This is a genomic window from Fimbriimonadaceae bacterium, from assembly GCA_019638795.1.
Classification (GTDB): Bacteria; Armatimonadota; Fimbriimonadia; order Fimbriimonadales; family Fimbriimonadaceae; genus JAHBTB01.
Genome location: JAHBTB010000005.1, coordinates 192579 through 211737 on the forward strand (window position 1 = coordinate 192579; position 19159 = coordinate 211737).

Genomic DNA, 19159 nt, shown 5'->3' on the forward strand with positions numbered 1-19159 from the left:
TCGCGGCCTGCCTCAGTCCAGGTTGTTGAGGACGTCGTTCTCCTCCCGCTTGCCGCGCGAGGTCAGGTTGGCGGCGAGGATGCTGGCAAAGAAGAGGGCGGACATCGGGATCGCCATGGCCAACATGCTGAACGGGTCGCCGCCCGGCGTGACGATCATGGCCACGACAAAGACCCCGACGGTCGACTGCTTCCAGTAGCGCATCAGGAACTGGGGGGAGACCAAGCCGATCTTGGTCAAGAAGAAGATGACTAGGGGCAGCTGGAACGCCAGTCCGAACGCCAAGAGCATCTTGACGGAGAAGAAGATGAGTTCCGAAGGCTGTTGGATGATGCCGAAGCCGGGCGTCTCGGCCGAAAACGACAGGAACCACTGGAACGCGGGGTCGAGGATCATGAACCCGAGCCCAACCCCGATCACGAAGAGGCCCATGCTGATCGGGACGACGACCCGGAACGGCCTGATCTCGTGTGGCTTCAATCCCGGCTTGACAAAGCCCCACAGTTCGCCCACGATGAAGGGGATCGCCAACACCAAGCCGATGTAGAGCGCCATCTTGAAATGGAGCATGAAGGGCTGGGTCAGGTCCAAGAACTTCCAGTCGACCTTGATCTTGGAATGCGCGGCGGCCCGGTTGATGACGCCGTAAAAGATGTTGAGGACCGGCGGGTAGAGGAACCAGCCGATGACCGTGCCGATCGTCAGGGCGACCGCCGCGCGGACGATCCGTCCGCGCAACTCCTCAAGGTGTTCGCCCAAAGTCGCGCGGAAGTCCTCGGGGTCTCCCGTGAACTTCCGCGGTTTGGGCTTTTGTGGTCCCTGAAGCAAGGGCATCGCCCTCTATTGTGCCGGGACCAAGCTCAGCTCTCTAGTTCCATGATGATCGACGCGTTCACCCGGATGATCTGCTTCTGCGTCGCCTGGCCACCACCACCGCCGGTCGCTCCGCCGGGGAACCCGGTGCCGCCTGGGGCACCCGGTCGGCCAGGGGCTCCGCCGCCCTTGCCCTGCATGCCGGGGAAACCGGCTCCGGGCGGTCGGCCCGGGCCCTGCTGGAACATGTGGATTTGGCCGTTCTCGTCGATACGCGGGTCAAGGAAGAAGTTCGGCAGGTCAGGCCGGTTGATGTCGGCCGCGCCGTCACCAAATCCGCCCTTGCCGCCCCGCCCGGCGCCGCCAGCCCCCGAGAGTCCTGCCGGTCCACCAGACGGGCCTCCGAACCCCGTGCCGCCGCCGACACCCGAACTCACAGCGACCTCGACCAGCGACTCTTGGGTGACGTTCAGCTCTTGGCGGATCACCAAGCCTCGGTCCATCGCGAGCCAGACAAGGCTCTCGACCTTGACACTGTTCGCCTGCCCTTGCTGAAGTCCCAGGTTGCTGACGTCCTTCAAGTCCTTGGCGCCGACGGCGACCTGCGTGCGGAGCTTGGCACACGGGATGCCGTGCTGCCATTCGACGCCCTCGAACGTCGCCCGGCCCGGCAGGGCCTGGGTGAGCTTGTCAATCTCGTTGATCTTGTCCAGGTCGTAGGCGCCGAGCAGGAACGTCCCTTGCCAGACGTCGCCCGGCTTGACCGCTTTGGTCGGCAGGACGGGCAGGGGCAGCAAGGCGAAGAGGTCGATCCGGTAAGCCTCGCCCGCGGTGCCTTCCATGGGGAAATACGTGGGCATGGAGCCGAAGACTTCGCGGCCGGTGTCGGTGATGCGCATATAGACCGGCTGCATCTCATAGTCCATGACCTTGCGCGGCTCGGCGTCTCCCCGGACGGTGAGCATCGCGTAGTCCTTGCCTTTGGTCGGCAACGGCTGCATGCGGATCAGGCCCTCCTTGCCGTCGCTGTCGCTGTAGGAGTTGTCCACCGCAAACAGGAGGCGGAGGTCCTCGTCGCGCAGGACGGTCTCAAACGGCCGGCTACCCAGGGCGGCCTGGGCCTGGGTCACCTGGGCATAGCTGACCTGCTCCTTGATGTTGTAGACCCATTCGCTTCCCGGCTTGAACTTGTAGCGTAGGCGACGTCCTTCCTCACTCACCGCGATGCTGGTGTGGTTGTCCAGGGTCACGCGGACGGAAGACCGGTTCAACACCTGTGGTTTGCGCCCCTCGCCCATGTCCTGGTACAGGACAAGCTCGATGTTCATCGGGCCGTCCGGGATGCCGCGCGCCTTGGTGTCCAAGTCGTAGACATAGTCTTGGCCTTCTTCCTCGGGCATCACCGCCTCAAGGAACTTGCCGTTGACCACGACGCCCAGGTAGCCAGATTCGGGGATGCTGTTCTTGGGCACCCGCACCTTGACGGTCTCGCGGACGGTCGAACCGTCCAAGGGGCGGCGGATGGTGAACGTGCCTTGGGCCATGGCCATGCCCATCAACCCCATCGCGATTGCCACTGCGACAAACTTCTTCATCTACTGGTCTCCGAATACCCCGGTTCAGCCCGGACGCGCCTTGACTTGGGCTCTTACGTCTATTGACGGTCGATCCTTCCCGTGATGTTACATTGTCGCGGGCCCAATTAGCTCGGGCTCGGCCCGGCACAGGCCGTGCGGGACCGCCTATCATGTGATCAGATGTCCACTGTCCCGTTCGACGTCGAGACCCTCAACCCCCAACAGCGCGACGCGGTGGAATACAACGGCGGCCCGCTGATGGTCGTGGCCGGCGCCGGTTCGGGCAAGACCCGCGTCATCACCTGCCGCATCGCCCGCATCCTCGCCGACGGCGTGCCACCCCACCGTGTGCTCGCCGTGACGTTCACGAACAAGGCCGCGCGGGAAATGAAGGAACGCGTCGTCGAGATGGTCGGCCCCCGGGCCGGTGGGCTGTGGATGGGCACGTTCCACTCGGTGTGCGCACGCCTCTTGCGCGTCGAGGGCGAGGCCATCGGGCTGGACCGCAACTTCGTCGTCTATGACGACTCAGACCAGATGAGCCTGGTCAAGGACCTTGTGAAGGCCAAGGGACTCGAAGACCGCACCCTGCAGCCGCGGGCCGTGCTCGCCGAGATCAGCCGGGCCAAAGAACGGTTGCTCGGACCCGAGGCGTATTCGCGGGAGGCCGCCGGGTTCTTCGAGCGGATCGTCGGCACGATCTACGCCGACTATAACAAAGCCCTCGCCCGCGCCAACGCCCTGGACTTCGACGACATCCTCATGAAGACAGTGCGCCTCTTGGAGCAGAGCGAGGCGGTCAGGGAGAAGTTGCAAGACCGCTATCTCCATGTCTTGGTCGACGAGTACCAGGACGTCAACCTGGCCCAGTACACCATCGCGGACCGCTTGGCCGCCAAGCACCGCAACATCACCATCGTCGGTGACGACGACCAGTCGATCTATGGCTGGCGCGGGGCCGACGTCTCCCTCATGATGCGGTTCAGCAGCGACCATCCGGACGCCCGGGTCGTCACCCTCGCCCAAAACTACCGGTCGACAAAGAAGATCCTCGCCGGAGCCCATGCCGTCATCCGCCACAACCGAGGGCGCAACGACAAGGAACTCTGGACGGAGAACAGCGACGGGGCCCCGATCAAGGTCGGCGAGGCCGGGACCGAGACAGACGAGGCGCTCCTCGCCGCCGACACCGTGATGCGCGAAGTCCATCAGGGCCGACGCAAGTGGGGAGACTTTGCCGTCCTCTACCGCACCAACGCCCAGTCACGGGCGGTCGAAGAGGCGTTCCTCGCCCACCGCATCCCCCACGTCCTCGTCGGAGGACAGAGGTTCTATGACCGAAAGGAGATCAAGGACCTCGTCGCCTACCTCCGTGTGGTGTGGAACCCCTCCGACACCGCCAGCGTCAAGCGGGTCATCAACACGCCGGCCCGAGGCGTCGGCGCAACCGCCCTGGCCAGCGCCGAGAAGTTCGCCGCCGAGCACGACCTCACCCTTTTCCAGTCCTTCACCGACACCCGGTTCGAACAGACCCTGGCGAAAAAGTCACTGCAGGGGGTCCGGCAGTTCACCAAGGTGATCGAAGACGCCCAACTGCTCATGGGCAGTGAAGGCGTCACGCCGGTGCTGAAGCACGTCTTGAACGAGTCTGGCTACTTGGAAGAACTCCGTGCCGAGCGCACCGAAGAGGCCCAGAGCCGTCTGGAGAACCTCCAAGAGTTGGTCAACGTGACCGCCCAGTACGACAGCACGACTTCCCCGGAAGAGCGTGACCTAGGCGGCTTTTTGGAGGGTGTCGCCCTAGTCTCCGATGTCGACACCTTGCAGAACGAGGGCGACGCCGTGACCCTCATGACCCTGCACTCCTCCAAGGGCCTGGAGTATCCCGTCGTCTTCATGCTCGGCATGGAAGAGGGCGTCTTCCCTCACAGCCGGGCCCTCGGTTCGGACGGTGAGCTTGAAGAAGAGCGGAGGCTGTGCTACGTGGGCATGACCCGGGCCCGTGAGGAGCTTTTCCTGAGCTACGCCCGCCGACGGGCGACCTACGGGCAAGCCAATTTCAACCCGCCCTCCCGGTTCCTGCAGGACGTGCCCAAGTCTCTGGTCGAGCCGATGGCCGGGGCGGCGATGCCCGCCATGGCGGCGGTCTCCAGCATCCGCTCGGTCAGGCAGGAGCGGTCAGGCGGCTACACGATGGTCGAGCCCGCTGAGGAAGAGGCGCCCAGGCAGCGCGCCGCCTGGACCCCGCCCTTCTCCGTCGGGCAAAAGGTCAACCATCGCAAGTTCGGCGTCGGTGTGGTCATCGCCTGCGCCCCGCTCAAGGCCGACGCAGAAGTGACCGTCGCCTTTCCGGGCGCGTCGGGCGTCAAGAAGCTTGTGCAGAGCCTGGCAAAGTTGGAGGCCGTTTGAAGTGGGTCACCCTGGTGCCCCTGGCCCTGGTGGCGGGGTGCCAAGCCGGGGATGACGCCCTGATGCCCCTGGGGACGGGAAAGGTCTGGCAATACCAAGTCACGTCTGGTCTGACGTCCGGGGTCCAGGAGGTCAAGGTCGTCGGCCCGACGTCGGTCGGGCCCTACTCCGGCTGGTCATTGCGAGGCGATGGGGCGGAGACCCGCTTGGCCTGGGCCGGCCGCCGGCTGGTCGCGGCGGAACTCGCCGGCACAACCTACTCACCGCCCTTGCCCCTGGTCGACCCTGACGCCATGACCAAAGTGGTCGAGTGGGACGGCCAGGTCGACAGCGGCGCAGGCCCCCAGTCGGTGAAGGCGACGCTCAAGCTCAAGCAAGACAAAGACACGGTGGGGAACCGCCGGGTCACGGTCACCATGGCCGACATCGTGTTCTCCAATGGCGACGAAGCCTTGGTGTGGTTTGCCCCCCATATCGGCGTGGTCCGCCAAGAACAACGCCGTAAGGACCGGCTGGTCGCCAAGCTTGTCTACCTCAGCGGCCCCTGACCTCTTAAAACGCCTTTCCGTCGTAATCCCGCATCAGGCCGACGACGCGGCCCAAGATCCTGGCGTCCTCACGGTCGATGACGATGGGTTCGTAGGCGGGGTTGCTCGGCATGAGGCGCACTTGCCCGCCGTTGAAGTGGATGCGTTTCACCGTCGCCTCTTCGCCGATCAGGACGGCGACAAGGTCGCCCTGGTTGGCGGCCTGCTGCGGTTTCACCACGACAAGGTCCTGCGAGTTGATCCCCTCGCCGGACATAGAGTCGCCGCGGACGCGGAGCAAGTACGCGTCGGAGTTGTTCTTGACCATCCCCGTCGGCACCGGCACCATGTCCTCCACGTATTCCTGGGCCAGGATCGGCGAACCGGCCGCAATCTGACCAAGCAGGGGCAGCATCACCACGTTAGGCGTCGAGGCCTGAAAGTCGGGATGTTTGATCCGGATCGACCGCGGCGTGTTGGCGCGGTCGATGTACCCTTTCTTCTCTAGGGCGTCCAGGTGCACGGTGACGCCACGCAAAGAGCCGATCTTAAACTTCTGCCCGATCTCGCGGATCGAAGGCGGGTAACCGTTGTCCTGCAGATACTCTGCGACGAATCTCAGGATCGCTTCCTGGCGAGGTGTCAGTCCTTTGGCCATCTCCAGTCCGGGCCGTGCACACCAGACGTACGCCGACCTAGCACAGAGTGTGACGTATATTTGTCTACATGTCAAGGGGCGACCATGGGGCCGCACCGCCGCGATGCCATAATCCCCATTCGCCCGCCCGTCGGTCGGGCGCAGGAGCCGCCGTGTCCATCAGCAACATCCGCAACATGATCGAGAACAAGGGCTGCCAGGTCGGCCTGGTCGTCATCGGCGTCCTATCGCTGATCGGCTTGGCCGGAGTCGGTTCCTTTGGCAACATGTTCGGGGGTCTGACCGGCGCGGACAAGCAGATCGACCAGACGCCGCCGGTGCTGGAACTCGGCAACATCAAGCTGACCGAAGCCAATTTCCAGGCCGTGTTCAGCGACTCGTCCGAAAAAATGGGGCAGTTGGTCAACCAAGACCCCGACTTCCGCCTCCAATTTATGGCCAAGGCGGCCACCACATTGGCGAACCAGGCCGCCGTCAAGGCCATCGCCGCCGAACGGAAGGTGAACCTGGACGACAAGGCGATCATCGCCATGGCCGAGAAGAGCCTGAACGACTGGATCGCCCAACAGAAGGAAATCTTGGTCGCGACCGGCAAGATCAAGGCCGACGCCTCCGCCTCGGAGGTTGACGCCGCGATGAAGGCCGCCCTGGGTGGCCGGGACATCAAAGACCTCGTGTCGGCCCGGGTGGAGGCGGTGAAGCAGCAACTGGCCGACCCGGCCAAGCGCGAAGTCCTCGTCAACGGGGCGACCGTCCAGGCCCTCATCGAGGCCGAGGCCGCCAAGCACCAAGTCAGCGACGATGTCCTGAAGAAGGACTACGAAAGTTTCACCCTCGACCAGGTGCCCTTCCAAGACCAGACCGTGCCGCTGGAAGAGCGCAAGGCCCTGGCCGAGAAAGCCCTCGCCGACGCCAAAGCGGGCAAATCGCTCGAAGAAATCCGCAAGGCGTACGCCCCGAAGGAAACGACCGCCCCCGTGACGATGAGCCGCGGCATGATCAACCTGGATCCCGTCCTCAAGCCGATCGGCGACCTGAAAGTCGGCGAGTGGAGCGGCGTGCTCATCTACCAGGGCTTCCCCGTCGTCTACCGAGTCGCCAAGATCGCGCCGAACCTGCCCGCCGACTTTGAGAAAAACGTGGCCAAGTACCGCGAGTCTCACTCCATGACCCTTGCCCAGAAGGCGGTCAACGACCTTGTCACTGAGAAGGTCAAGGGCGTCAAGTGGTTGTCGGCCGGGCTCGAACTCATCGTCAACTATCAGAAGGAGACGGCCGACCGAGAGCTCACCACCGACAGCGCCAAACGAAAAGCCGCCCTGCAAAAGCTCAATGAGGACGCCAAGGCCCTCGCCGCAAAAGCGCCCGCCGCCGCCCCCAAGGACGGCACTGCTGCCGTGGTGACGTCCAGGCTCGACGACGAGGCCGCCGCCCTGGTGCGCAACGCCACGTCCAAGCAGCTTTACGCCATGGCGACGCCGACCGAACAAGCGGACATGGCCCAAGACCGCCTGGAGTCGCTCCAAGCCGTACTCCAGTTCGTCGACAGCACCAACGTGCGCATGGAGATCGTGGACGTCGCAGTCAAGGCCGACGACAACGACACCGCGGCCGAGAACCTGGCCGAAGCGGCGATGTCCCTGGGCCGGCCCGACCCCGTCTCGGAAGCCGCCTATGCGACGATCAGCAAGAAGCTTGACGAGCTGAAAAAGGCGAACAAGCTCACCGACGCGACGGCGAAGAAAGCGGAAGAGGCCCTGCAGTCTTGGCTCAAGGACAAGATCCAGTACGAAAAGGACCAAGAGGAGCTCAAAAAGCAGAATGAAGAGCGGGACAAGGCGCTGAAGGCGGAAGAAGAAAAGGCCGCCGCAGAGAAAGCCGCCGCGGAAAAGGACAAGAAACCCGCTGACAAGCCTAAGGCGGGGGACGCCAAGTCCGGCGAAGGAAAGTCGATGGAAGACCAGTTCCTCGTCCCGAACGCGAAGAAAGGGAACTGACCATGGCCCAGGGACGGCTCGTGTTGGTCGCGACGCCCCTGGGCAACTTGGGTGACCTCAGCCCCCGCGCCGCCGACGCGCTCTCGACGGCCACCCAATGGGCGGTCGAAGACACCCGTGTCTCCGCCAGCCTGCAACGCCACCTGGGGCTGAAGCGGCCCATGACGGTGCTGAACGACCACACCCCTCACGCACGCTTGACGCAGTTGGTCGACGCGGTGGAAGCCGGCGAGACGGTCGCGGTCTTGAGTGACGCAGGCACACCGGCGGTCAGCGACCCCGGGGCCGAACTGGTCGACGCCTGCCATGTCCGCGGCCTGGTCGTCGACGCCACACCGGGCCCGAGCGCGGTGACGACCGCCCTCAGTCTTTCCGGCTTCTACGCCCAACGGTTTGCGTTCCTCGGGTTCCTCCCACGGAAGCCCGGGCCGATGCGCGAAGTCCTCTTCCCTTTTGCCGAGAGCACCTTGACCCTCGTCTTCTTCGAGTCGCCGTTCCGGGTCGAAGCCTTGCTCCGGGCCTGCGCCGACACCCTTGGCGACCGTCGCTATGCGGTCTGCCGGGAGCTGACCAAAATCCACCAGCAAGTTTGGCGGGGACGCTTGCCCCAGACGCCGACGGAGAAGGAAGTCACAAAGAAGGGCGAATTCACCGTGGTAGTCGAAGGAAACCGCCGTCGTGGGCCAATAAACGACAATGAGGACGCTTAGGCTATAATCTCGGGAGAGACCCGGGAATAGGGTCTGGACGTCGTATTGACAAGGACATGTCGAAGATGAGGGCAGCTCGATTTCTAGTGACGCTCGGGGTTCTGATGGCCGCGCTCTTGGCCTCGGCCCAAGTGCCGACCAGCGGGACCTACCGCATCCAGGTCGAAGACGTCCTTCAGGTCAAGGTTTACAAAGAGGTCGAGGTGGCCCAGCAGTTGCAAGTCCTGCCTGACGGCAACATCACCGCCCCCTTCGTGGGGTTGGTGCGCGCTGCGGGGCGCACATGCGAAGAGTTGCGCCAGGAACTGGCGGACCTCTACAAAAAAGTCCTCCTCATCAAGGAGCCGATCGTCTCGGTCGAAGTCATCACCATCCGTCGTATCCACGCGTCGGCGGGCGGCGCCGTGGCGAAGCCGGGCGTGTTCGAAGTGCGTCCCGGTGAGACCGTTCTGGACTTGCTCCAGTACGGCGGCGGCACCTTCATGGACGGCCGCGCCGAACTGAAGCGCGCCTACCTCCGCCACAAGGCCAGCCGAGAGGTCGTGCCCATCGACTTGCAGGCCCTGCTCGTTAAGGGTGACATGTCGCAAAACTACGTCATCCAAGACGGTGACGAGTTGGTCGTCCCCGAGGAGAACCGCAACCGCATCATCGTCGACGGCGTCGTCCGCACGCCGACCGTCGTCCCCTACCGCGAGCCGATGCGCGTCTTGGAGGCGGTCAACAGCGCGGGTGGCGCGGTGGACGACCGCTCCAAGTTCTCCAAGGTGCAAGTCATCCGCGAGATCACGGGCCGACCGGGCAGCTACATCAGCATCGAGTGCGACCTTGTCGCGTTCAAGAACAAGGGCGACGCAAAGCAAAACATCATGCTTGAGCCCGGCGACATCGTCTATGTGCCCGACACCGGTAACCTGAGGCTTGACAAGATCGGCGCCCTTGCCAACTTCGTCTTCATCCTCGACCGGTTCGGTATCAACTTCCTCGGTCTGACGAGGCGCTGAGAAAGGCCTGACGAAAAAGAGAGCGGCCGGTCCGAAATCGGACCGGCCGCTCTCTTTGTACCTGCCTTGGGTGGTCAGAACGAAGCCCAGTCGATATCGCCGCCACGGCGGCGTTCCCGGAAGTTCTTGTCGGTCAGCACGATCGTGAACGGCGACTTGTAACCTTCACCCTTGGCCGACAAGTCGAGCAGGAGTTGGTCTCCCGCGCGCCCGCCACCTTCGGCCCGTTCGTTATAGATCCCATCCATCTTGTTCGTCGTGTAGCGTTGCCCACGCGCGTTATAGGGCGCCTGGCTGTACACCTGCTTGATCTGGTCCGGCTTGAAGAACATCTGCGACGTCAATTCAACGGTTCGCTCGGACGCCTCGTGGAACTTGCGGACTTTGAAGTGGATATGTGGCGCCCGTCCGGGATACCAGCCCGGGACGATTGTCCGAAAGCGGGTCAACCCCTTGTCGTCGGTCACCTGGTGGCCACGGAGCCATTTCTGACCCGACGTGTCCTCGTAGTTCATAGGAGAGTCAATGTCGCTGTACTTGCCACCGGTGTCGCAATGCCACAGATCGACCTGGGCCGCCGCCAACGGGACAAACGAGGTGCCCACGAGTTTGAGGACCTTGACCTCTAGGTCAAAGAGTTTCCCGTTCGCCACCCCTTCCCGCTTACGGTCACCTCTCAGGTCCGAGCGGTTGAGCTTCTCATCGACGAAGAACGGCCCTTCGGTCAGTTCCGGGCTGGCGATCAATCCGGTCTGCTTTTTGTCGGCCTCCTGCAGCAAGGCCAAGGCGTGGGCGGGAAACGCGGCCACTGCCCCGGCCGAGATGGCCCAGCGGAGTACGTCGCGTCGCGTGTGGATGATCCCTATTGTCGCGTCATCTGCGTCCATGCGCCATTCTAACAAGCACTCCTGCGCTTGTAAAGGAGGAGCAGGAAGGGGTTCGCCAAGGGCCGTCGCCGGCCCTTGGATCAGACGTCTTCAGGCCTTCAGCGCCCGGCAAGGACAGTGGCGTAGCGGGCCGCGACCTTGTCCCAGTTAATGACGCTCCAGACGGCGGCCAAGTAGTCAGGGCGGCGGTTCTGATAGTTCAGATAGTAGGCGTGCTCCCACACGTCGATGCCAAGGAGCGGCACCAAGTTCTGCGACAAGGGCGAGTCTTGGTTGGCGGTGCTCAAGACCTGGAGGTTGCCCAGTTCGTCGGAGGCCAGCCAAGCCCATCCGGACCCGAACCGCTTCGCCCCGGCATCGTTCACCTGTGACTTCAGTTGGTCAAGCCCACCGAAAGTCTCGTTGATCTTGTCCGCCAAGGCGCCGGACGGAGCTGACGACCCGCCCGGGGTCAAGATGTCCCAGAACAAGGTGTGGTTGGCATGGCCACCACCGTTGTTACGGACGGCCGCCTTAGTCGCGTCGGGCACGGGCAGGACGTCAAGGTCCACCAGTAAGTTCTCGACGGGCAACTCGGTCACCGCCGGGTAGTCCTTCAGCGCCGCGTTGAGGTTGTTCACGTAAGCCTGGTGGTGCTTGCCGTGGTGGATCTCCATGGTCTTGGCGTCAATGTGAGGCTCAAGAGCATCCTTGGCGAAGGGGAGCGGGGGAAGTGTGTATTCAGGCATAGTGGTTCTCTTTTCTACTCCCAGTCACCGGAGAGGTGCTGGGTTGCCCTGGGCCGTCCTGCCGCCCAGGCGCTTCAACCGGCGCGGCTGGGCGACCCCGACCGGGCTGTGAGCTTTGAAGTAGTCGATGAGGACGTCCAGGTCGACGAGCCCGGTGTCGGTCCGCTTCCCCTTTGCCTCCTTGATGACGTCATGCTTGTCGCCGCCGCCCGCGATGAAGCTGTTGAACGTGATCGTGTAGGTCGCCGTCAGGTCGACGGGCTGTCCCGCCACCACAAGGTCGGTGACACGCTGGCCCGCCGGCTTGGAGGGGTCGTAGGCATACGACGTCCCCACCGACGGGTACAGCATCCCCGCCTCGCCGGCCCCGCTGTCCAGGGCCGCCTTGAGTTCGGCACCGGTCAGTTCCAGGAGGACCAGAGTGTTGGCAAACGGCGCCACCTCAAGGGCCTTGCTATAGGTCACCGGCCCGACCGCGAGGTCGGCGCGCACCCCTCCGGCGTTGGTGAACGCGGCCACCGCACCAAACTTTTTCGTCGCCTCCAGCATCGCGTCGGCGATCACGTCGCCCATGCTCGAACCGGTGCCGTCGGCGTTGCTCCGCGTCAAGGGCGCGGAGACTTGACCGACCACCGCGGCCCGCTGGGCCTCGATCGGCTTGGCGAACGCCGCGTAGAGGGCGGTGACAAACGGGGCCTCGGGCACGTCCTCGGTGACTGGGATCGGAGCCCCGTCCCAAGACTTGATGTGGCCATCGTCATCGAAGGTCACCTGGATACGGCCCAGCACTTTCCCCCACTCCCAGGCCTGGACCACCAGCACCTTTTGGCCGTCCGCGCCTTCGACGACCGTGGGGTAGGGTCCCTTGCCGACGAAGCCCTTCAAGCCGGTGTCGCCCAGCAGGGTGTGGCTGTGCCCTCCGACGACAAGGTCAAGACCGTGGATCTTCTTGGCCAAATCTTGCTCCACGTCGTAGCCGCAGTGGCTGACGAGGATGACCTTGTCGATCTTCTCCTTCATCAGGCCGTCGACGGCTTCTTGGATGGACGTGACCAAGTCCTTGACCTTCACGTTCGGCCCGGGCGAACTGATGTTGGTCACGTCGGGAGTCGTCGCCCCCACGATGCCGATCCTTTGGCCACCGACTTCGACCACCGCACTCGGCTTGACGAGGTCGCGCAGGAGAGGCTCGGCGGAAAAGTCGAGGTTCGCCGACAGCACGGGGAACGAGGCGTTCTTCACAAACTTCGCCAGGGTGGCCGGCCCTCGGTCGAACTCATGGTTCCCCACCGCCATGGCCTGGTAGCCGATCGCGTTCATGTAGGCGAGGTCGGCTAAGCCCTCGTACGTGTTGAAGAACATCGTCCCTTGGAACACGTCTCCCCCGTTGAGCAACAGGGTGTTGTCCGCCTTTTCCCGCTCCCTCAGGATCAAGGTGGCCTGCCTCGCGTAGCCACCCAAGACCCTGTCCCGCACCTTCGTCGCTTCCGCATGGGCGTGCATGTCGTTGGTGTGGAGGATCGTCAGGGTGAAGGGTTCCGAGAAACACAGGGACCCCACAAAGAAGGCGAGCAGGCTCGCGATGGCCCGGTACATGCCGAGGGATATACCTGGTCTCAGTCCATTCGTGGGTCGTGCAGGAACTTGGCGTGAAGGTCAAGGTACAGGCGGTTGCGTCCGCCCGCATGGACCGCCTTGCCTTTCAGCGCCGCGGGGACCGACGCGATGGTCCGGGGGAAGTAGGGGTCGACGGCCAGTTCGACGTCGGCCGGGCCGTCTGGCGAGCCGGTGGTCGGGTTGCCGCTTGCCACCAGGTCTGCCACGGCTTGCTCCGGCGACTTGCCCCAGAAGTTGTCGAGGGCGACCGGTTCGTCGGGACGGTCGAACCGCCACATCCAATAGTTCGTGCCCTCTTGGTTCACGCGGACTTCGCTGGGAAAGACGCCCAGACCCGAGGGGCAGGCCGTCACCCCCTTGACCTTGTACGGCCCCAAGGTCTCGACCGTCCAACCCGCGCGTGGGTCGCTGGGGGGCCATCCAGTCCACGGCTTGTACCCGAGAGACTCCTTAAGGTCGCGGCGGTCGGGCATCCGGTCGTCGTTGTCGTCCATGTAGAGCTGAAAGGCAAGGCCCAACTGCTTCAGATTGCTGAGACAGGCCGCTTTCTTCGCCGCTTCCTTCGCTCGGGCGAACACGGGGAACAGGATCGCGGCCAAGACCGCGATGATCGCAATCACGACCAGCAGCTCGATCAGGGTGAAGGCACGCGGGCGCATGGCTTCCTCCACTCTACGCCGATCGGCCCATCTGCCGCAGTTCCGCCCTAGTCAGGCGTCGGCCTTTGGCCGCTCACCATCCGGTATGCCAGGTAAAAGACAGCGTCATGTCCGCCGTTGACCAGAAAGTCGTCGACACCCTCCGCTTCCTTGCCGTCGACATGGTCGAACGGGCGAAGTCCGGACACCCCGGCCTGCCCCTGGGCGCCGCGCCGATGGCCTACGCTTTGTGGTCACGCCACATGCGCTTCGACCCGTCGCGCCCCGATTGGTTCGACCGCGACCGATTTGTGTTGTCGGCGGGGCACGGCTCGGCCCTGCTTTATGCCTTGCTCCACGTCTTCGGTTACGGGATCGGCATAGACGACCTCAAAAACTTCCGCCAACTGGGGAGCAAGACGCCGGGCCACCCCGAGCTTGGCGTGACCCCGGGCGTCGAGGTCACGACCGGGCCGCTGGGCCAAGGTTTTGCCAACGGTGTCGGCATGGCGATCGCCGAGGCTTGGTTGGCCGACCGCTACAACGTGGGCGGCCACAAGATCATTGACCACCACACCTACGCCATTGTCAGCGACGGTGACCTGATGGAGGGTGTCGCCCAAGAGGCCGCTTCCCTGGCCGGGCACCTGAAACTGGGCAAGCTGGTCTACCTCTATGACGCCAACGACATCAGCTTGGACGGCCCCACCGACCTGAGCTTTAGCGACGACACCGCGACCCGCTTTGCCGCCGTCGGCTGGCATGTCGAGCGCGTCGAGGCTGGCGAAGACTTGGAAGCGGTCTCTGCTGCCCTCGAGCGCGCCAAGGCGGTCACCGACAAACCAAGCCTCGTGATCGTCCACACCGTCATCGGGTTCGGAAGCCCCAAGGCGGGCACAAGCAGCGCCCACGGCTCGCCCCTGGGGGCCGAGGCCACCAAGGCGACTAAGGAAAAGCTTGGCTGGCCCGTCGAACCGCCGTTCCTCGTGCCGGCCGAAGCGACGAACAACCGGGACGCCGCCATCGCCAAGGGGTCCGCATTGTCCAGTGCCTGGGACGAGAAACTCACCGCCTACCGGCACGACCACCCCGCCCTGGCCGCCGAGTTGGACGACCTCGTCGCGGGCCGTCTGCCTTCCGGGTGGGACACGCACTTGGACGAACTGGTCTTTGACAAGCCGACCGCAACCCGGACGGCCGGGGGCAAGGCCCTGGACGCCGCCGCCAAAGGCCTCGCCTGGCTGGTCGGCGGGGCGGCCGATCTCAGCGGTTCGACCAAGACGGCCGTCTCCGGGGCACCTGTCTTCGGCCCCGCGACTCCGGGCGGGCGAAACGTCTACTACGGTGTCCGGGAGCACGCGATGGGCGCTGTGGTCAACGGGATGGTCGCCCACGGTCTGCGCGCCTACGGGTCGACGTTCCTCGTGTTCAGCGACTATATGCGCGGCTCCGTCCGGGTGGCGGCCCTCAGCCAGCAGCCCAGCTTGTTCGTCTTCACCCACGACAGCGTCTGCGTCGGCGAGGACGGCCCGACTCACGAGCCGGTCGAGCAGGTCATGTCCCTTCGCCTTGTGCCCGGACTGGAGGTGTACCGCCCCGCCGACGGCCTTGAGACGGTCGAGTGCTGGCGTCAGGCCTTGGCGCGAGAAACGACCGCGGCGATCGTGCTGAGCCGCCAAGACTTACCGCCGCTTCCGGTCGCACCCGCGGCCGTCCGCGCCGGCGTCGCCAAGGGGGCGTATGTCGTGGCGGACGGGGGCGACGTGCTGATCGCGGCGACCGGTTCGGAGGTCTCCTTGGCCCTGGCCGCCCGCGACGCCCTGGCGGGCAAGGGGACCATGGCCCGGGTTGTCTCGATGCCCTGCGTCGAGATGTTCAGGCAGTTGCCCGCCGCCGAACGAGACGCCATTGTCCCGCCGTCGATGCCCAAGGTCTCCGTCGAGGCCGGGGTCACCACGGGATGGCAGGACATCCTAGGCCCCGGCACGAAGGCGGTCGGCATCGACCGCTTTGGCGAGTCGGCCCCAGGCGAGCAAGTCTATGCGCACCTGGGCATGACCGTTGAGCGCGTCGTCGCCGTGTGTCAAGAAGCTGTCAAGTCGAAATAGTCCTAGGACCAAGGAGATCTGGACGCAATCCATTGCATTTATTCAGTTGTGGGAAGGGAGCGCGGTAAACGCACCCAAGGATCAACTCAATGAAATCCACGTTCTTGATTGGAGCCGTCGCGGCGACCGCCGCCCTTGCATACGCTATGACGGGCGGAAACGCCGGTACAGGACTGAAACCGGGCGAAAGGGTGACCCCGTTCAACCCCAGCCACATCGTCGGCCCCTTGGCCGGCACCTCCAACTGCTTCCCCTGCACGATGCAGTGGCGTCCCCAAGTCCAGGTCTGGGTGAACAACGACTCGCCCGAGAACGTGCTGGCGATCGAAAAGACGCTCCAGAAGGCGATGGACGAGAACAAGAAGGCCGAGTTCAAGGCCCTCGTCGTCTACGTCGCCCCCAAGTCTGAGCACGCCAAACTCGCCAAGACCATCAAGGCCGGCGCGGAGAAGGCCGGCACCACGAGCATCGGCATCGCCATCATCGATCCGAGCGACGACGCGCTCGACGCCTATAAGATCAGCACGGCCAAAGACGCGAAGAACACCGTCTACGTGTACAAGAACTGGGTCGTCAAGGAGACGATGAACAACTTCAAGGCCGACGAAAAGGGCTTGGCGTCGCTGAACGCGGCGATCAAGACCATCGTCAAGTAGCTTCGGTCCCATCCTCCAACTCCCGGCTCCGGCGCGTCAGCACCGGGGCCGGCCTCCGTTTGGGCCGCCGGTATAAACTTGGCGTGCCCATGAACCATGTCCGCCGCCTCTCTGAGTTCGGCCAGTCGCCTTGGCTCGATTTCATCCGTCGGGGATATGTCCGCGACGGCTCCCTCGCCCGACTCGTCACCGAGGACGGCGTCAAAGGCGTGACCAGCAATCCCGCGATCTTTGAGCAGGCCATCGCCCACAGCGACGACTACGACTCGGCCGTCGCCGAACTTGCCGCCCAAGGCAAGACGGCCGCAGAGATTTGCGACACCCTCTCCATCGAGGACGTCCGCGAGGCCGCCGACGTCCTGCGCGGAGTCTATGACGACACCGACGGGCTCGACGGTTATGTCAGCCTTGAGGTGTCGCCGCTCCTTGCCCACGACACCGAGGGGACCGTCGCTGACGCCCACCGCCTCTGGGCAGCCCTGGACCGGCCCAACGTGATGGTCAAGGTCCCCGCCACACGCGCCGGGGTCCCCGCCATCGAGCGATTGGTCGCCGACGGGGTCAACATCAATGTCACCCTTCTTTTTGGGCTCGAACGCTACCGTGCCGTCGCCGACGCCTACGTCCGGGCCGTCCGTACCCGGGCCGAACGGGGCCAAAGCCTTCGCGTCGCCAGCGTCGCCAGTTTCTTTGTGAGCCGCCTCGACACGCTCCTGGACCCGCAACTTCCGGAAGGCCCTCTCCGCGGCGAAGCGGCGGTCGCCTTGTCCCGGGTGGCCTACGGCGTCTACGACGAGGTGTTTGGCTCCGCTTACGCCGACATGCGGGCGAAGGGAGCGTGGACGCAGCGGCTCTTGTGGGCGAGCACCTCGACAAAGAACCCCGCGTACCCCAAGACGAAGTATGTGGACGCCCTGGTCGGGCCGGACACCGTCGACACGATCCCCCTGGCCACCATCGAGGACTACCGCGCCGAGGGTGACCCCAAAGACCGGCTGACTGGAACTGCCGGCTCAGCCGCGGCCTTCCTCCACAAGGTCGAGGCCCTCGGCTATTCCTTCGAGAAGTTGGCCGATGAACTTGAGGAGCAGGCCGTCAAGAAGTTTGTCGACCCTTACAACTCTCTTCTGGCCGCCATCGAGTCAAAGCGTGCCCAGGCCATGGTGAAACCGTGACATCACTCTTGGGCCCGTACCGCCAGTCGGTGAACGAGCAGGTGGCCCGCCTCGCCGAGGCCGACTTCCTTACCCGGTTCTGGGCTCATGACGCCTCCCTCTGGACCGACGACCCCGCCACCGCCGAGTTCATCCGTGGCTTCATGGGATGGACGGACATCGTCGCACCGTCCCTGGCCCAGGCACCGGACCTTTTGGCGTTCGCCCGAGAGGTGTGGGACGAAGGGACGACCGACGTCGTCGTCTGCGGCATGGGCGGAAGCAGCCTGTGCTCCCTTGTCCTTGCCCAATCCTTCGGTGAGGCGTCGCGGGTCCGGGTCCACGTCCTCGACAGCACCGACCCCGGCACCGTGCTCGGCCTGCGCGCCAAGCTAGACCTTGCCAAGACTCTGTTCATCGTCGCCAGCAAAAGCGGCACGACTGTCGAGCCGAAGGCGTTCGAGGACTACTTCTGGCAGGAGTCCCAATCGGCCCTCGGACCCCGGGCGGGTGACCGCTTTGTCGCCATCACCGACCCAGGTAGCCAGATGGAACAAGAAAGCTCCGCGAGAGGCTACCGCCGTGTCTTCCTTGGCGTGCCCGAGATCGGGGGCCGGTACAGTGTCCTTTCCGTCTTCGGCTTGGTCACGGCGGCCCTCATGGGGATCGACGTGGTCGCCATGCTCAAAACCGCCGAGAACCTCGGCCCAGACAGCGGCCTGGCCACCGCCGACCACGAGGGCGTTGTCCTGGGCGCGACCCTCGGTGCCCTTGGAGTCCAAGGCCGGGACAAAATCACGTTCTTCACCAGCGACCGCTTGTCCGCTTTTGGGCTCTGGGCCGAACAGTTGATCGCCGAGAGCACCGGCAAGCAAGGCAAAGGTGTCTTGCCTCTGGCCCAAGAACCTTACGGCGCCGCCGACTCGTATTCGTCCGACCGGGTCTTCGTCGTCTTGGCCGACGACACGCCGAGTGCGGTCGAGGCCGAAAAGATGGGGCAGAGCCTGGCCGCCACCGGAGCCCCGGTGCTTTTCCGCACCGTCGCCGACACGACCGCCCTGGGACGCGAGTTCATCGCCTGGGAGGTCGCCACTGCCGTCATCGGTTCGGTACTCCGGCTCAATCCGTTTGACCAGCCTAACGTGCAGGAGGCCAAGGACATGGCCAAGCACAAGCTGGCGGAAGTCCAGGTCAACGGGGCGGTCGGATTCGGCACCGCCGACTGCACGAAGGGCGACGTGCGGGCGTTCGGCAGTCCCGGCTCGTTTGACTCCCTGCTCCGTCGCTTCCTTGCCCAACACAAGCCCGGCGACCAAGTCGCCCTCCTCGCGTTCCTCACCGAGTCGGACGCCACGACGGCGGCGCTCCAAGGCCTCCGGCTCTCGGTCCGAGACGGCCTCAAAGTCGCCACGTCCATGGGATACGGCCCCCGCTACCTCCACTCGACCGGCCAGTTCCACAAGGGCGGGCCCAACAACGGCCTCTTCATTGTCCTGACCGGGGGGGACACTTCGGACACCCCGGTGCCCGGTCTGGGGGTGGGGTTCAAGGACCTCAAAAACGCCCAGGCCGCCGGCGACGTGGAGGCCCTCCGGGCAAAGGGACGCCGTGTGCTCCATGTCGACCTCGGGCCCGACGTCCTCGCCGGGCTCAAGGTCCTCGCCGAGACCTTGTAA

The 19159-nt window shown here is 64.5% G+C and carries 16 protein-coding genes; 9 read left to right on the forward strand and 7 right to left on the reverse strand.

All coding sequences use genetic code 11. The features are described 5' to 3' along the window. Positions 1-12: 12 nt before the first annotated feature. Both tatC and KF857_08160 read right to left on the reverse strand, forming a co-directional pair. Complete coding sequence (gene tatC / locus KF857_08155) at positions 13-834, reverse strand: twin-arginine translocase subunit TatC (protein ID MBX3111967.1); 822 nt, start codon at positions 832-834, stop codon at positions 13-15. Positions 835-860: 26 nt separating this feature from the next. Then, the gene (locus tag KF857_08160) at positions 861-2408 is read right to left on the reverse strand and encodes a hypothetical protein (GenBank protein ID MBX3111968.1); all 1548 of its coding nucleotides are present in this window, start codon (positions 2406-2408) and stop codon (positions 861-863) included. A 162-nt stretch (positions 2409-2570) separates the two neighbouring features. On the opposite strand from KF857_08160, the gene KF857_08165 reads away from it, so the two are divergent. Next, the gene (locus tag KF857_08165) at positions 2571-4799 is read left to right on the forward strand and encodes a UvrD-helicase domain-containing protein (protein MBX3111969.1); all 2229 of its coding nucleotides are present in this window, start codon (positions 2571-2573) and stop codon (positions 4797-4799) included. Next, on the forward strand, positions 4796-5347 hold the full coding sequence (locus tag KF857_08170) for a hypothetical protein (protein ID MBX3111970.1): 552 nt from the start codon (positions 4796-4798) through the stop codon (positions 5345-5347). The genes KF857_08165 and KF857_08170 overlap by 4 nt, the downstream gene beginning before the upstream one ends. A 4-nt stretch (positions 5348-5351) precedes the next feature. On the opposite strand, the gene lexA is transcribed toward KF857_08170, so the two are convergent. Beyond that, complete coding sequence (gene lexA, locus KF857_08175) at positions 5352-5984, reverse strand: transcriptional repressor LexA (protein ID MBX3111971.1); 633 nt, start codon at positions 5982-5984, stop codon at positions 5352-5354. A 152-nt stretch (positions 5985-6136) separates the two neighbouring features. On the opposite strand from lexA, the gene KF857_08180 reads away from it, so the two are divergent. The 3 genes from KF857_08180 to KF857_08190 all read left to right on the forward strand — a co-directional run bounded on the left by KF857_08180 (position 6137) and on the right by KF857_08190 (position 9695). Continuing rightward, the gene (locus KF857_08180) at positions 6137-7981 is read left to right on the forward strand and encodes a peptidyl-prolyl cis-trans isomerase (protein MBX3111972.1); all 1845 of its coding nucleotides are present in this window, start codon (positions 6137-6139) and stop codon (positions 7979-7981) included. A 2-nt stretch (positions 7982-7983) separates the two neighbouring features. Next, entirely contained in the window at positions 7984-8691 is a 708-nt protein-coding gene (gene rsmI, locus KF857_08185) for a 16S rRNA (cytidine(1402)-2'-O)-methyltransferase (protein ID MBX3111973.1), read from the forward strand. 104 nt (positions 8692-8795) lie between these two features. Further along, positions 8796-9695, forward strand: coding sequence for a polysaccharide export protein (locus KF857_08190; GenBank protein MBX3111974.1), 900 nt, complete (start codon positions 8796-8798; stop codon positions 9693-9695). A gap of 74 nt (positions 9696-9769) precedes the next feature. Here KF857_08190 and KF857_08195 read toward each other — a convergent pair whose 3' ends face one another. The 4 genes from KF857_08195 to KF857_08210 form a co-directional block, all read right to left on the reverse strand. Further along, positions 9770-10582: a hypothetical protein gene (locus tag KF857_08195; GenBank protein MBX3111975.1), complete on the reverse strand. Its 813-nt coding sequence runs from the start codon at positions 10580-10582 to the stop codon at positions 9770-9772. A gap of 98 nt (positions 10583-10680) precedes the next feature. Beyond that, positions 10681-11310, reverse strand: coding sequence for a superoxide dismutase (locus tag KF857_08200; protein MBX3111976.1), 630 nt, complete (start codon positions 11308-11310; stop codon positions 10681-10683). Between the two features lie 24 nt (positions 11311-11334). Then, on the reverse strand, positions 11335-12906 hold the full coding sequence (locus tag KF857_08205; protein ID MBX3111977.1) for a 5'-nucleotidase C-terminal domain-containing protein: 1572 nt from the start codon (positions 12904-12906) through the stop codon (positions 11335-11337). 20 nt (positions 12907-12926) lie between these two features. Next, a complete protein-coding gene (locus KF857_08210; protein MBX3111978.1) occupies positions 12927-13586 on the reverse strand; it encodes a prepilin-type N-terminal cleavage/methylation domain-containing protein in 660 nt (219 codons plus the stop codon). 107 nt (positions 13587-13693) lie between these two features. On the opposite strand from KF857_08210, the gene tkt reads away from it, so the two are divergent. The 4 genes from tkt to KF857_08230 all read left to right on the forward strand — a co-directional run bounded on the left by tkt (position 13694) and on the right by KF857_08230 (position 19159). Further along, entirely contained in the window at positions 13694-15673 is a 1980-nt protein-coding gene (tkt, locus tag KF857_08215; protein MBX3111979.1) for a transketolase, read from the forward strand. A gap of 89 nt (positions 15674-15762) precedes the next feature. Further along, on the forward strand, positions 15763-16329 hold the full coding sequence (locus KF857_08220; protein ID MBX3111980.1) for a hypothetical protein: 567 nt from the start codon (positions 15763-15765) through the stop codon (positions 16327-16329). 89 nt (positions 16330-16418) lie between these two features. Continuing rightward, on the forward strand, positions 16419-17504 hold the full coding sequence (gene tal, locus KF857_08225) for a transaldolase (protein ID MBX3111981.1): 1086 nt from the start codon (positions 16419-16421) through the stop codon (positions 17502-17504). Next, on the forward strand, positions 17501-19159 hold the full coding sequence (locus KF857_08230; protein ID MBX3111982.1) for a hypothetical protein: 1659 nt from the start codon (positions 17501-17503) through the stop codon (positions 19157-19159). The genes tal and KF857_08230 overlap by 4 nt, the downstream gene beginning before the upstream one ends.

What these genes read in the sequence shown, in the direction of transcription:
- tatC (MBX3111967.1), bottom strand. Translation starts at nt 834, where the DNA reads ATGCCCTTGCTTCAGGGACCACAAAAGCCCAAACCGCGGAAGTTCACG.
- KF857_08195 (MBX3111975.1), bottom strand. Translation starts at nt 10,582, where the DNA reads ATGGACGCAGATGACGCGACAATAGGGATCATCCACACGCGACGCGAC.
- KF857_08165 (MBX3111969.1), top strand. Translation starts at nt 2,571, where the DNA reads ATGTCCACTGTCCCGTTCGACGTCGAGACCCTCAACCCCCAACAGCGC.
- KF857_08160 (MBX3111968.1), bottom strand. Translation starts at nt 2,408, where the DNA reads ATGAAGAAGTTTGTCGCAGTGGCAATCGCGATGGGGTTGATGGGCATG.
- lexA (MBX3111971.1), bottom strand. Translation starts at nt 5,984, where the DNA reads ATGGCCAAAGGACTGACACCTCGCCAGGAAGCGATCCTGAGATTCGTC.
- tal (MBX3111981.1), top strand. Translation starts at nt 16,419, where the DNA reads ATGAACCATGTCCGCCGCCTCTCTGAGTTCGGCCAGTCGCCTTGGCTC.
- tkt (MBX3111979.1), top strand. Translation starts at nt 13,694, where the DNA reads ATGTCCGCCGTTGACCAGAAAGTCGTCGACACCCTCCGCTTCCTTGCC.
- rsmI (MBX3111973.1), top strand. Translation starts at nt 7,984, where the DNA reads ATGGCCCAGGGACGGCTCGTGTTGGTCGCGACGCCCCTGGGCAACTTG.
- KF857_08210 (MBX3111978.1), bottom strand. Translation starts at nt 13,586, where the DNA reads ATGCGCCCGCGTGCCTTCACCCTGATCGAGCTGCTGGTCGTGATTGCG.
- KF857_08200 (MBX3111976.1), bottom strand. Translation starts at nt 11,310, where the DNA reads ATGCCTGAATACACACTTCCCCCGCTCCCCTTCGCCAAGGATGCTCTT.
- KF857_08205 (MBX3111977.1), bottom strand. Translation starts at nt 12,906, where the DNA reads ATGTACCGGGCCATCGCGAGCCTGCTCGCCTTCTTTGTGGGGTCCCTG.
- KF857_08220 (MBX3111980.1), top strand. Translation starts at nt 15,763, where the DNA reads ATGAAATCCACGTTCTTGATTGGAGCCGTCGCGGCGACCGCCGCCCTT.
- KF857_08190 (MBX3111974.1), top strand. Translation starts at nt 8,796, where the DNA reads ATGGCCGCGCTCTTGGCCTCGGCCCAAGTGCCGACCAGCGGGACCTAC.